We start from the raw sequence: 13,956 nt of genomic DNA on the forward strand, positions 1-13,956 counted from the left end.
ATGACACAAAATATTGATATTATGACCGCCATCATCACACCGTTTGATGACAATGGCAACATTGATTACGCTGCATTAGAAAGAGTCACTCAACACTGTCTAGAAAATGGCAGTCGTGGATTCGTGATTGGTGGAACCACAGGGGAAACACCAACACTAAGTACAGAAGAAAAGATTGAACTATACACTCGTTTCGGCACCTTGGTTGGCGATAGAGCATACGTCATCGCCGGAACCGGTAGTAACAATACAGAAGCGACCATCGAGTTTAATAACCATGTGCAAACTATCGATGGTATTGATGCCTTGTTAGTAGTGGTACCTTACTACAACAAGCCCGACCAACGTTCAATGATTGCACACTTCACAGCAGTGGCGGATCAAGCAACACTACCAATTTACATCTACAACATTCCAGGTAGAACTGGAGTAACTATGGCTAATGACACTGTGGTTGAACTATCACACCATCAAAACATCATTGGTGTAAAGCAATGTACATCAATGGATGACCTAGAGTACTTGGTCGACCATACCGAAGATGGTTTTCACGTCTACAGTGGTGAAGATGCTCAATCACTATTCGCCAAGTCCATCGGCGCTGACGGAATCATCTCAGTAGCTTCTCACATCTATGGCGCTCAAATGCGTGAAATGTATGAAGCACTAGAAAACGGTGACTACCGTCATGCTGGTGAACTACAAAGATGGTTAACCCCACGTATGAATGCATTATTCATGTACCCATCACCATCACCAGTTAAGGCCGTGTTAAACGCACAAGGCTTTGCGGTTGGGGGATGCCGTCTACCAATCTTGCCATTGGATGACGAAGAACGCAGAAATTTAGCGCGTCACTTGGAACTATCAGAAGACGCATTACTACATGACTTAGGTTTGGAGATGAGAAAATAATGAATATTTTTCTAGCAGGAGCAACCGGATCAATGGGCCAAAAGGTGGTCCACTTACTAGCGGATAAACCAGGATATGACATCACAGGGATTCTAACCAGTAAAACTGATGTGAACCCAAGTGATTACAACCTATCTGCAGACGTTAGGGTCTTTAACAGTTTAGATTCGATTGAAGGCTACTACGATGTCTGGATTGATTTCACTCAACCAAATGTCGTCTTTGATAACGTCAAATACGCAATTGAACACCACATCTCACCAATCGTTGGGACCAGTGGATTATCAGAAGACCAAAAACAAGAACTAATCAATCTAGCAAATGGTGAAAACGTTAACGGACTAATCGCCGCTAACTTCGGTTTATCAGCAGTATTATTAATGAAATTTGCTCAACAAGCTGCTAAGTACTTCTCAGACGTAGAAGTAATCGAAATGCATCATGAAGACAAGACTGACTCACCATCAGGAACTGCCATTCACACAGTCGACATGATGAGTGAAACCAAACAAGGTGAAAACATCAACCAAGAAGATGAACCAGCAAGAGGGATGTACTACAAAGGTGTTCCTGTTCATGCAGTTCGCCTTCCAGGTTACGTGGCCCACGAACAAGTATTATTCGGAGGCCCTGGTGAAGCATTAACCATTCGACAAGATTCATTTGATCGTGAATCATTCATGCAAGGAGTTTGGGTAGCATTAGAAAAACTTCCTGAACTACATGGATTAGTCGACGGTCTAGAAAATATTTTGTAGGAAGTGATTGTATGCCAAGAACCAATTCACAGCTTTTGAGAACTTATAACCACCGTTTAAACGGAATCGCACCATCTGGAATTCGTCATTTCGACGACACGATTTCAAAAAACTCTGATCTAATCAAATTAACTTTAGGGGAACCAGATTTAGATACCCCTGAACATATCAAGCAAGCTGCGATTCAAGGAATCAACGACAACGATTCACATTACTCAGCTCAAGCTGGGAAGGTCGAATTAAGACAAGCAATTACCAATTACTTATCTACCCGCTGGAACATTGAGTATGAGGCTGAAGAGGTCGTGGTGACCAACGGTGCGACTCAATCAATTTATTCAGCATTACAAGCAATTGTGAACCCAGGCGATGAGGTCATCATTCCAACCCCAATCTTTTCATTGTACGAACCAATCATCGAAATCTTGGGTGGTCACGTGGTAGATGTTGGTACCAGCCAAACTGGTTTTAAATTGACACCAGCGTTGCTAGAAGATGCCATAAAACAACATCCAGGCATCGTTGCATTAGTAATTAACGACCCTAACAATCCAACCGGTGTGTCTTACACCGCAGACGAAGTTAAACAGTTAGGACAAGTTATCGCAAAATCACCAATCTGGGTACTTTCAGATGAAATCTACGGTGAATTAACCTTTGATCACGACCATTACTCATTGGCACGCGAAATTCCAGACCAAGTGCTATACATCAATGGTTTATCAAAATCACATGCGATGACAGGATGGCGTTTTGGATACATATGTGGTCCAAGTGAAATTATGCAACGAATCAAAATGATTAACGCATACATGGTGACTTGTGTCGCTGATAACGTCCAAGATGCCGCGCTAGAAGCAATGACAAATGGTCAAGAAGACGCCTATGAAGCCAAGGCGATTTATCAAAAACGTCGTGACTTAGTATCAGCTAGGTTAGATGAAATGGGTGTTCAATACGTGATGCCAACATCCACATTCTATTGTTTCATCAAAATTGATGATAGTTACGGTCAAAATGACTATCAATTTGGTTTAGACCTAGCCGAAAAGGTTGGCCTAGGGGTAATCCCTGGCCGCATGTTTGGTAAGAGTGGGGAAGGTTACATCAGAATTTCCTTCGCCGCTAGTGAAGCAAAACTAACAGCTGGTCTCAATCGACTAAATAAATTTATTCAATTATTAGGAAAATGAATTGACAAATCTGAAAAATAAAGTATATTAATAATAAAGTGTATGCATATAAAAGACAGATGTCTATTTAAAATAGATAAAAAGTGAGGTTTGAAAAAATGAGAGAGTATAACGTAGCAATTTTAGGAGCAACAGGTGCAGTAGGTATGAGAATGGTCAGACAACTAGAGGACTCCACCGTCCCAGTTAAGAATTTGAAGTTACTTGCTTCAAGTCGTTCAGCTGGAACTAAGATTGAATTCAAGGGTGAAGAAATCGAAGTTGAAGAAACTACTCCAGATTCATTTGAAGGAATCGACATTGTGCTTGCTTCAGCTGGTGGCTCTACTTCAAAGAAGTTCCTACCAGAAGCTGTAAAGCGCGGTGCCGTATGTATCGATAACACCAGTGCATACCGTATGGACCCAGACGTACCATTAGTTGTTCCAGAAGTAAACGTTGATCAATTAGCTAACCATCGCGGAATTATCGCCAACCCTAACTGTTCAACCATTCAAATGGTGGTTGCCTTACAACCTGTCTTTGAAAAGTTTGGTTTAAACCAAATCGTTGTATCCACTTACCAAGCCGCTTCAGGTGCTGGACAATCAGCATTAAATGAATTTTACGGCCAAGCTCAAGACTACCTAGATGGTAAGGAAATGAGCGCAGATATTTTACCTACTAAGGGTGATAAGAAGCACTATCCTTTAGCATTTAACCTATTACCACAAATTGACGTCTTTGAAGAAGATGGCTCTACTCATGAAGAATGGAAGATGGTTCATGAAACCAAGAAGATTATGTTAAACGACATGGACGCTACTGACATCAAGGTCAATGCTACCTGTGTTCGTGTTCCAGTTGCCATTTCTCACGGTGAATCAGTATACTTCGAAGTAGAAGACAAGTCAGCTACTAAGGAAGATATTCAACGCGTTATCGATCAATTCGATGGTGCAGTTTTACAAGACGACCCAGATCATCAAGTATATCCACAACCAATTACCGCAGAAGGCAAGCGTTCAACTTTCGTTGGTCGCATTCGTGCAGACCAAGAAAATCCTGGATGCTTTAACATGTGGGTGGTAGCGGATAACTTGTTAAAGGGTGCCGCTTGGAACACTGTTCAAAACGCCGAAGAATTAGTAAAGCGTGATTTAGTGCGTGTCCCCGAAAACTACTACCATGGTTAAAGGGTAAATAAAAAGAGCCACATTCAATCGAATGTGGCTCTTTTTTATTGTTATTGATTATCTTTTTTAGCTAATTCTTCTCTACAATTCTTGCAAAGGCCAAAGACCTCAATATGAATCTTGTTGGTTTGGAAACCAGCTTGATTCATCGCTTCCTTGGCTAATTCTTGTTTTAATTGCTTATAGTTAGGGAAGTCGATATCTTCGATTTCACCGCAATTATCACAAATAGCGTGGAAGTGAGGAGATCCAAAGAAATCATATCTAATTCCACCATCTTCAGCAGGTAGTGCAATGATAATATCTAACTTTTCAAATAATTGTAACGTGTTGTAAATGGTTGCAATACTTAGGTTAGAAAATTCTTGCTTCAAAGCTTCGTAGATAGTGTCTACAGAAGGATGATTATCATGATTAATTAAATACTTTAAGATAATCTGTCTTTGAGGTGTGATTCTTACATTATTGTTACGTAAGGTTTCTAAGGCCTTTTCATACATTTCGTTAGACAAACACTCTACCTCCTTTGATTATTACTTTATAACTATTCTATCCTAATAATAAGATTAAAAAGGCTAGAAAGCAAATAAAATCAACTATAAAGCGTCAATTGCAGTCTTAATTTCATCATTTAATGGTGAAATATTGAATTGAGATGCCTTATCTGGCCAGTATTGATGTTTGAATTGAACGATTCGTCTAATCAATTCCAATTCGACATCGGTAGAAATGTTTAAAACATTCACGTAGACAATTGGAGAATCGCTTTGTAGGTTTGAGATACCAGCGACACCAACGAAATGTTTAGTTTCCTTATCCATGACACCCCATAGTAAGCCCTTTTGACTCATGATGTCGTTCATGATGGCATTGATGAAGTTGGAAGTGCTCATGATGTCTGTTTTTTCATCTTGTTGCTTTTGAAAATCGATTACTGATTGAAGCTTAAATTCTGTTAACCAATCCATGTAAAAGTGTTCAGTGATGATTGGTCTTAATCCTTCAAAACTACGCATAATAAGTCTCCTTAAATTTACTAGACTTTATTATAGTAGAGAAAAACTAAATTTGAAAGAAATCAGCCGCTCAAACTACTTGAAAAACTTGTCGTAGATGTGTTGTTCTTGGGCTTCTGTCATGCAACAGCAGCCACCGACGAATTTAAGATCCAATTCGAACCATTCAGAGATTAGTTGGTCGAATTCTGCAAATGATAAATCATCGTGGTTCCATTCCTTGATCTCTGGGTTGTAGGTTGCACCGGAATTAGGAAAGGCGATGAATGGTTTGTGCGCGGGATGACTTTGTTTTAACACATTTAATGCAGGAGTGACTAGTTGTGGCTTGGTACAGTTCAAACCGTAAGCAATCACGTGTGATTGTGATTCTAGAAATGAGGCCACTTCGATTAGTGAGCTACCGTCGGCTAAGTGGGATTCATCTCTCAATGATGCCGCCACAATCACCGGAATATTGAATCGTTTAGTATATTCGGTAATTGCCTTTAGTTCATTGATGTTAGGAAAGGTTTCTAGGATTAGCACATCGATGCCTGCTTCGACCATGGCCTGGATACGACCCTCGTGAAATGCAATGTATTCTTCATCGGTCAATGAGTAGTCACCGGTGTATTCGGAACCGTTGGCTAGAAAGGCACCGTAAGGGCCGACGCCACCCAACAACCATTTGGGGTCCGGGTTATTTGATTCCTTGCGGCCACGGTCGGCTAATTCAACGGCTTTCTTAATTAGGGCAATGGCTTGTTCTTCACTGTAGCCGGCCTTAACCAAACCAGGAACGCTGGCTTGGTAGGTGTTGGTGGTTGTCATTGATGATCTTGCGTCAAAATACTTCTTGTGGACGTCGACGATTAGGTCCTCGTGTGATTCTAAAGCAGCGGCGGTCCATAGGTTTGAGTTTAGTTTTAAGCCACGTTCTTCTAAACCGGTCGACATTGAGCTGTCGATTAAGATGTGGTTTTGTTGATTAATCCAATTAGTTACTTTATTCATGATGATCCTTCTTTCTATATACTAATGCGTGCCAGATGTAGCAGATGATGGCAAATGGCACTCCGATAATGATGTCGATACGTTGGTTAGGGTCAAATGCGATTCCAACCAATGAAAGTAAACAAATCACAATGACTAAAATTGGTAGGAGTGGGAATAGTGGCGCCTTGTATTTCAACTCGCTAGTGGAGTGGCCAGACTTGATAAATTGGCGTCTAAATTTGAAGTGCGCCCAACCAATCACCAACCAGACTAAGACAACGGCAAACGCTGAAATCGCTGTTAATGCAAGATAAACGGTGTTTGGTGCGTAGATACTTGAGAATAGGGCAAGTAGTCCACCGGCGATGGTTAGGATTAGTCCATAGACGGGAATTCCGTTCCTTGATAACTTTGCGAGTCCCTTTGGTAGAGTGTTCTTGTCGGCTAGTGACCATAGCATTCTAGAAGCAGCATATACACCTGAGTTAGCACCGGAGAAGATGGTGATAAATAAGATAAGGTTCATGATATCTGATGCGTATGGAATGTTGATATTGGATAGGATGGTAACGAAAGGACTTTGCGCTAGTGATGAATCACTTTGTGGCAAGATTGAACCCAATGCCACGATGGTTCCAATAAACAAAATTACCAAGATGATTAGAGTGTGCTTGATTGATTGTGGCACGGTCTTTTCTGGGTTTTGACTTTCACCAGCACCGACGGTAATCATTTCAGCACCTGAAAAAGCGAAGTTGGCTGATAGCACGATGGAGATGACCGGAATTAAACCATTTGGAAAAATTCCGTTATCAGTTAGTTGACCGAAAAATGGTTTGAAATGGGTGTGATGAATTGGAATAATCTTAAAGATGATTAGAATCCCAAGTCCCAGAAATACGACCAGTGCTAATACCTTAATCAATGACATCCAGAATTCACTGGAAGAAAATAGGTTCATGTTGATGATGTTTAGCAACAAAATGATGACTGTGAAGATTAAGCTAAATCCCCAAACAGGAATGTTTGGAAAGTATTGTTGACCAATCGTTGAAAGGGCGATGAATTCAGAGCCCAGCGCAATCGTCCAGGTTAACCAATACATCCAGGCGGTGATGAAACCGACACCGGGATTTATGTATTTACTTGCGTATGTATGAAATGCACCCGTGTTTGGATCGTGAACGGATAATTCACCCAGACACGCCATTACCATACAGACCAGGATTGAACCAATCACGTAGGCTAGAATGGTCCCTATTGGACCAGCCGTTTGGATTGAGTATCCAGTACTCATGAAGATACCAGTTCCAATCACACCACCAAGTGACATAGTGATAAGATTTCTGGCCTTTAGATTTTTTGAAAATTGATGAGAACTCATAAATAAACCTCCTTAAAAATAAAAAAAGCACCCGCCCTTACAAAAAGGGCGAATGCTTCGCGGTACCACCTTAGTTTTATAGCTAAAATGATACATTGATATCATTAACTATCTTATCCGGAACCTGTTGATTCCTTCGTGTTGTAACATACACAAATGTCGGGAGTTAAACAATTCACCCCCGAAGGTTCAGAGACCATTTTCGATAACTTTGAAATGTTCATTTCCACCATCCATGAACTCTCTTGGCAATCATCCGCTATGTACTTTTCTCATCAAAACCTAATATATTATTATTTATTTCTAATTATAGATGCATTATAAAATTTTTCAAGGGTAAATTTTTGAATTAACTGTTTAGCATTATCGATAAAATATGCAATAATAGAGGAGAAATATTAAATTTTAAGCGAAAGTGAGATTTAATTATGACTGAAAAATTCTTAATTGGTACTTACACTAGAGATATAAGTGAAGGAATCTATGAAATCGAATTAGATGAAAACAAAAAGCAATTACAAAACCTACAATTGGTTGCCAAAGCAGGTAACCCAACTTATGTAGCTGTTTCAAAGGCCAACCGTTTGTATGCCATCGACAAGGGTGATAACGGTAAGGGTGGTGCATTAGCGCTAGACAACTCAACTCGTCCCGCTAAAGAAATTAACGTTTGTTTAAACGAAGACACCAACCCAGCATACATTACTGTTGATGAAGGTCGTCAATTTGTCTACACTGCCAACTACCACACCGGTGAAGTAATGGTATACAAGATTGAAGAAGATGGATCATTAACCTACCTAAACAAAGTTGTTCATGAAGGAAACGTGGGTCCACGTCCAGAACAACAAAGTGGTGCTCATCCTCACTATGCTGACCTAACTCCAGATGGCCGTTTAGCCGTTGTCGACTTAGGCCAAGACATGGTTTACGTATACGACATCGCAGATGATGGTGCCTTAACCGAAGTTTCTACATTAAAGATGGAAGCGGGATTTGGTCCTCGTCATGTTGTCTTCGACGAACAAAAACACGTTGCATTCATCGTTGGTGAATTAAGCAGTAAGCTAGCCGTTGTGAACTACGATAAAAATGATGGTAGCTTCCACCTAGACCACATCGTTGCCACTATCCCAGATGACTGGACAGAACACAACGGTGCCGCTGCCATCCGTCTATCAAGTGATGGTAAGTTTGTCTATGTTTCAAACCGTGGTAACAACAGCATTGCGGTCTTTGAAGTAAGAGGCAATGGTAAGGTTGAACTAATTCAACTGGCAAGCACTGAAGGTGACTTCCCACGTGACTTTAACTTCAGTAGAGATGAAAAGTTCATGGTTGTTGTTAACCAAAACACTAACGACGCTACTTTATACGAACGCGATGCTAACAGCGGTAAGTTAACTGTTGTTCAAAAGGATGTTCATGTTCCAGAAGGTGTCTGTGTCGCACGCGAAAAATAAATAATTAAAAAAGACTTACGGATTTTCCGTAAGTCTTTTTTTAGTGTTGTTGCCAAAAGTGATTCAATTTTTGTTTAGTCTGATTAATGCTAAACGCAGTCGATAATTGACCCTGGTGCCAATTTCTTGGGAAGAGTTTTTGGTAACGATTTTGTTTGAATCGTTGATCCATTAGAACTACGTTTCCGACATCCTGGTTGGTTCGAATTAATCGACCGGCGGCCTGAAAAACGTTGTTTAATCCTGGTAGTTGGTAAGCAAAGTCAAAACCATGACCGTTTTCGGCATCGAAGAAGTACTTGATTAAATCATTTTCTGGATTTAAACCTGGTAGTCCAACCGAGACAATCCCGACACCAATGAGGTGGCTACCCTTAAGGTCGATTCCTTCACAAAAGATTCCACCCAGTAGTGCAAAACCGACCAAAGTGTCATTGTCATCTCGTTTAAACGTATCGATGAATGATTGTCGCTCTTCGGGACGCATTTCGCTTTCCTGAACGAGAACGTCGACGGTCGGATTTTCTTTTTCAAACGCTTCAACGACATCGTTTAAATACTTACCAGATGGTAGGAAGATGAGGTAATGACCATTCTTACTACTAATCATGGCGTTGATGGTATCGACAATTGGTTGAATACTGCTCTTTCGCTTGGCGTAGGTGGTTTGAATGTAGTTGGTAATAATCACCTGTTGGTTGTTTGGATTAAACGGCGAATCGATTTCATAGACGAGGCTATCCTCTTCATCCCCCAAGACACGTTGATAGTAATCCATTGGTGAAAGGGTGGCTGAGAATAAGACGTCACTACCACCGAGTTTGAGTGATTCACCAATAAAGGGACTGGGGTCCATACAGAATAGTTTGATAATCACGTTTTGGTCGCGGTCATAGAACATTCTAGTCTTAAAAGTATCGTCGTATAGTTCGGCGATGCGTTGAAAACTAAGTAGGGTGAAGTAATAATCCACGATTGCGTCGTTTAACTCTTCATCATTTTCGTCTTTTCCGAGCCAATCGGAGATGACATCACAAAGCTTGTTGAGCTGTTTAACAAACGCACTGGGTGGATTATCCAAGTGGACGTATTCCTCGTCGCTTTCGGTCAGTGGCTTAACGTTTAGGGTGTATGAACGTCGAAATGATTTCAATGCCTTATGCAATCTTTCGTTGTCCTCTTGGTCCTTGGTCATCTTGATTAAATCTGGTAACACCTTGTTGGAGATTGCCGATGAGTACATGTCGCGCGAACGGTTAACCAAGTTGTGGGCTTCATCGATTAAAAAGATGTTGTCAGGATCTTCGACCGTGAAGAAACGTTGGAGGTGCACCTGCGGATCGAATAGGTAGTTGTAGTCACAGATGATGACGTCACAGAATTGACTGAGGTCGAGTGAGAATTCGAACGGGTCAATCTTGTATTGTTCGGCGTATTGTTGGATGACGGCGAAGTCGATTTGATCCACATGTTCCAACACATCCTTAATGGCCGGTTTCAAACGGTCATAGTAACCAATCATGTATGGATTATCTTCGGGTTTCAAATCCTTTTCGGCCTCAAAGGTAATCTTTTCCTTAGCGGTTAAGGTGATGGTCTTGGCCTTTAGACCTTTATCCATCATCAGGTCCATGGCTTCTTTGGCGACGATACGCGTGCTTTGCTTAGCGGTTAGATAAAAGATACGGTTAGCTAGTTCCTCACCCATCGACTTAATGGCAGGGAAGAGAGTCGAAATCGTCTTTCCGGTTCCAGTAGGAGCTTGGGCAAACAAGTGCTTATGATTAGCAATTGTCTTGTATACCACCGCTGAAAAGTTACGTTGGCCGTGTCTGAATTCTTTAAACGGAAAAGCCATTTGATTGGCGGACTTGTTTCTTTCCTTAATGATATCAGTTCTTAGCTTCAACCATTCTTCGTATTCACTGATGAGGTCATCGAAGAACTGTTTGGCTTCATCACGACTGATGATAATTTCATTATTGGTGATGATTTCATCGGGAGTTTGAACGTAGGTGAGGGTTAGTTTGACCGCATCTAGATCGTCGAACTTTTGCATCAAGAAATAGGCGTAGACCTTTACTTGGCCCCAATAAAGAGTCATGATACTTTCCGGTAAGTCTTTAAATTCAACGTCAGACGTTTTAATCTCAATGATTTCGGCATCCTTGCCGTCAATTAAAACACCGTCGGCACGACCTTCAATATGAAAGTCAATGTCGTTGATCTTGAGTTTGGTATCTAAGTAGTATTCACTCTCAAAGTGCATGTATTTACTTTTTTGGAGTTTGCGGTGAATTTGGGCGCCTCTTCTGGCGGTATTGGAGCTATTCAAACGGGCGTTTAAGTCACCGCTTCTTAGCGTGAACTCGACTAAGTCTCTGATTCCGATTCGATTCAAGATGGTTCCTCCTTTCGTTTGAAATTGATATGTAATTTGTAACAGAATTGTAACTTATGAAAAAATTTTTGATGTGCTAGGCTAAATAATAGAGACAAAAGAAAGGGGTATCTTTATGCCTAGAGGATTTAAAGAAGAATTAATGTTTACAGGTATGATGGCCGGACTTATGGTTATCGTTATGGAAGCATATAACATCGCGATGGCTAGCGGAATTCACGCTGGTTTTATCGTCGAAGTATTAGTGGGCTACCCACTCGCATTAATAGTTGCCGCCATCTTGGATTTAGTGTTAGTTGGCCCAGTCGTTAAAGCTATCTTTTTCAATTATATATTCAAACCAGAATGGGAACAAACACCAATTAAGATTGCACTATGCATTTCAACCATGATGGTACTTGGCATGGTGACCCTAATGTCATTATTTGGTATCATCGTTACCTTTGGTTTTGAAAACATCACATGGGCAATGTATGGTCGTGCATGGATCTTAAACCTATGCTTAGCATTACCATTGCAATTAGTGATTGTTGGTCCAATCTGTCGCTTATTATTAGGTAAGATTCAAGCCGCAATTGATGAAAAATAATCATGAAAAGCTACCGGATATACGGTGGCTTTTTTTATTTCCTTGATTAATTCTAAATTTAGATAAATAATTACTGAAAAATATTCTAAATACCGTTATTATATAGGTAGAATAAGAATTCGAGGAGATATAACATGATTAAAATTGTGACGGATTCAACAGCTCTAATTCCAGAAGAAACTGTTAACAAGTACGACATTAAAGTAATTCCATTGAACGTCAACATTGGTACTCAAGCTTACCAAGATGGCGTTGATATGGATGGTCAAAAACTAATTCAATACATTAAAGACAATCCAAAGGGTGACTTTCCTACCACCAGTCAACCTTCAATCGGTCAATTCGTTGAAGTATACAACGAACTAACCAAGGACGGCGACACCGTTCTATCACTACACATGACTGATTTATTAAGTGGAACTGTCCACGCTGCTAGCCAAGCTAGTGAAATCGCTGACGGAGACGTTAAGGTAGTTAACACTCACTACATCGACCAAAGTCTAGGTTTTCTAGTGGTTGAAGCCGCTAAGATGGCTCAATCAGGTGATTACACTCGTGATCAAATCATCGACCACGTGAACCAAGACATTAAAAATTCCGAACTATACATCGGTGTAAGTACATTGGAAAACCTAGTAAAGGGTGGCCGTATTAGCAAGGCAACTGGTATCATCTCAAAAATGATGAACTTACACGTTGTCTTCCAACTATTACCAGATGACCTAAAGCTACAACTAAAGGGTCGAGGTAAGAAGACCATCACCAAGTGGTTGGACCAATTCTTTGAAACTAACGCAAACACCAACTACAAGTTCATCGGTATCAGTTACACTGGTAGTGACGAATTTGCGATGGCATTAAAAAAACGTCTGGAAGAACAATTCCCAAACGTTAACGTATTAGTTCAATATACTTCATCAATCGTTGCAGTTCATACCGGTGAAAATGCATTTGCCATCATGACTTGTAAACAAGATGACTAAAGATAACTGAAAAGATAATTCCTAAAATGGCACCAATGATAGGTCCTAAGAAAGGGACCACCGCATATCTCCATTGTGATAATCGTTTGTCGTAAGTTCTAGAAAAGAAGAAACGAGGAACCAAATCACGAGTGGGATTAAATGCGGCCCCAGTGATTGGAGCAACGATACTTATGATAATCATCATTAGTAATGATGAAAATAAGGTCTTGACCCACCATTGAGCATTGATGTCATTTTGCATTTCTGTATTAACGATAATCAAGAAGGTACCGATAATTTCCCACTTAAAGTTACGCTTCCAATTGTTGACGTCGCGGGGGACGGTCGCATAGAAGTTCAAGTTTAAAGGAAGACTAGCCAACCATTTTGACCAGACGGCCTTAACGGTTAGTGATGCTAGCCAGGCACCGAGGATTTGGGTAAGTACTTCACCAATCATTAGCCACCAGTGAATCTGGTGGTTAACGGCTAAAGTGAGTGATACGACCGGATTGTATTCGGCGGTTCCAAAGAAGAAAGTCGTTAGAAGGGATGGAAGCAGGATACTAATACCCCAGTAAAATCCGGTAATAAAACGGTTTTGTCCTTTGGGGAATAAGAAGTAGTTAATGATAACACTGGTTACTAATCCCAAGGATAACATTATGTAGGTTCCGATAAATTCACCTAATAATAGTTTCATTTCCATCCCTCCTTTAGCTGTCTACAAATGATAGATTATCACTTATTGAAATAAAATTAAAACCATATCAGATAAAAAGTGAAATCATTTCTTGGTTTCACTTTTTGTTTGCGTTTAGTTGGTTAATGATATCGATAACGTCTTGTTTGTTCACGAGACGGTGTTCTAAGGTGTTATAAAACATGGGTTGGTGTTGTTCGATGATTTTACGATCGGACTCGTCGCCGGAAAGGTAGGCGACGTCACAGGCATCCTCAATGTTTGCAACTTTAGGAAAACCGGCTGCACTCATGACACTACCTAAGACAGTATCGGCATCCTCGTAATTTAAAGCATCCAAGTATTTATCGTAATTCATCAATCCACCACCTAATCTTAATAGAAGATTATTATACAAATAGGTGGGCCAACTTGCT

General features: G+C 40.5%; 14 protein-coding genes and 1 other annotated feature. Of the genes, 7 read left to right on the forward strand and 7 right to left on the reverse strand.

All coding sequences use genetic code 11. The features are described from left to right. From dapA to JUD45_RS05395, 4 genes are all read left to right on the forward strand, one after another. A complete protein-coding gene (dapA, locus tag JUD45_RS05380) occupies positions 1–915 on the forward strand; it encodes a 4-hydroxy-tetrahydrodipicolinate synthase (protein WP_203619816.1) in 915 nt (304 codons plus the stop codon). Further along, positions 912–1,673, forward strand: coding sequence for a 4-hydroxy-tetrahydrodipicolinate reductase (gene dapB, locus JUD45_RS05385; RefSeq protein ID WP_373301476.1), 762 nt, complete (start codon positions 912–914; stop codon positions 1,671–1,673). The genes dapA and dapB overlap by 4 nt, the downstream gene beginning before the upstream one ends. 11 nt (positions 1,674–1,684) lie before the next feature. After that, positions 1,685–2,866 (forward strand): aminotransferase class I/II-fold pyridoxal phosphate-dependent enzyme, encoded by a 1,182-nt coding sequence (locus tag JUD45_RS05390; RefSeq protein ID WP_138726801.1) that lies wholly within the window; start codon positions 1,685–1,687, stop codon positions 2,864–2,866. 98 nt (positions 2,867–2,964) lie between these two features. Continuing rightward, complete coding sequence (locus JUD45_RS05395; protein ID WP_138726802.1) at positions 2,965–4,041, forward strand: aspartate-semialdehyde dehydrogenase; 1,077 nt, start codon at positions 2,965–2,967, stop codon at positions 4,039–4,041. Between the two features lie 50 nt (positions 4,042–4,091). Here the strand turns inward: JUD45_RS05395 and JUD45_RS05400 are convergent, their stop codons facing one another. The 4 genes from JUD45_RS05400 to JUD45_RS05415 all read right to left on the reverse strand — a co-directional run bounded on the left by JUD45_RS05400 (position 4,092) and on the right by JUD45_RS05415 (position 7,419). After that, positions 4,092–4,553, reverse strand: coding sequence for a Fur family transcriptional regulator (locus JUD45_RS05400; RefSeq protein WP_225426791.1), 462 nt, complete (start codon positions 4,551–4,553; stop codon positions 4,092–4,094). A gap of 84 nt (positions 4,554–4,637) precedes the next feature. After that, positions 4,638–5,057, reverse strand: a complete 420-nt coding sequence (locus tag JUD45_RS05405; protein ID WP_203619817.1) for a hypothetical protein — start codon at positions 5,055–5,057, stop codon at positions 4,638–4,640. Positions 5,058–5,132: 75 nt separating this feature from the next. Then, on the reverse strand, positions 5,133–6,053 hold the full coding sequence (gene mmuM, locus JUD45_RS05410; protein WP_203619818.1) for a homocysteine S-methyltransferase: 921 nt from the start codon (positions 6,051–6,053) through the stop codon (positions 5,133–5,135). Further along, entirely contained in the window at positions 6,046–7,419 is a 1,374-nt protein-coding gene (locus JUD45_RS05415) for an amino acid permease (RefSeq protein ID WP_203619819.1), read from the reverse strand. Before JUD45_RS05415 ends, mmuM begins: the two co-directional genes overlap by 8 nt. 41 nt (positions 7,420–7,460) lie before the next feature. Beyond that, positions 7,461–7,707: a binding site (T-box leader), on the reverse strand. Between the two features lie 140 nt (positions 7,708–7,847). Between JUD45_RS05415 and JUD45_RS05420 the strand changes: the two genes are divergently transcribed. After that, complete coding sequence (locus JUD45_RS05420; protein WP_203619820.1) at positions 7,848–8,882, forward strand: lactonase family protein; 1,035 nt, start codon at positions 7,848–7,850, stop codon at positions 8,880–8,882. Positions 8,883–8,922: 40 nt separating this feature from the next. Here the strand turns inward: JUD45_RS05420 and JUD45_RS05425 are convergent, their stop codons facing one another. Beyond that, positions 8,923–11,286, reverse strand: coding sequence for an ATP-dependent DNA helicase (locus JUD45_RS05425; protein ID WP_203619825.1), 2,364 nt, complete (start codon positions 11,284–11,286; stop codon positions 8,923–8,925). Positions 11,287–11,398: 112 nt separating this feature from the next. Here JUD45_RS05425 and JUD45_RS05430 point away from each other — a divergent pair, with 112 nt between their 5' ends. Together JUD45_RS05430 and JUD45_RS05435 are read left to right on the forward strand one after the other, a co-directional pair. After that, complete coding sequence (locus tag JUD45_RS05430) at positions 11,399–11,872, forward strand: DUF2798 domain-containing protein (protein ID WP_138726808.1); 474 nt, start codon at positions 11,399–11,401, stop codon at positions 11,870–11,872. Positions 11,873–12,006: 134 nt separating this feature from the next. Beyond that, positions 12,007–12,855 carry a DegV family protein gene (locus JUD45_RS05435; RefSeq protein WP_138726809.1) on the forward strand — a complete coding sequence of 283 codons (849 nt, stop codon included), beginning with the start codon at positions 12,007–12,009 and terminating at the stop codon, positions 12,853–12,855. Here JUD45_RS05435 and JUD45_RS05440 read toward each other — a convergent pair. Together JUD45_RS05440 and JUD45_RS05445 are read right to left on the reverse strand one after the other, a co-directional pair. Then, positions 12,830–13,540 (reverse strand): MIP/aquaporin family protein, encoded by a 711-nt coding sequence (locus tag JUD45_RS05440; protein WP_053796843.1) that lies wholly within the window; start codon positions 13,538–13,540, stop codon positions 12,830–12,832. The genes JUD45_RS05435 and JUD45_RS05440 overlap by 26 nt on opposite strands. Positions 13,541–13,637: 97 nt before the next feature. Beyond that, positions 13,638–13,898: a hypothetical protein gene (locus JUD45_RS05445; protein ID WP_138726810.1), complete on the reverse strand. Its 261-nt coding sequence runs from the start codon at positions 13,896–13,898 to the stop codon at positions 13,638–13,640. Positions 13,899–13,956: the final 58 nt, after the last annotated feature.

The sequence above is a fragment of the Apilactobacillus nanyangensis genome, assembly GCF_016861915.1.
Lineage (GTDB): Bacteria > Bacillota > Bacilli > Lactobacillales > Lactobacillaceae > Apilactobacillus > Apilactobacillus nanyangensis.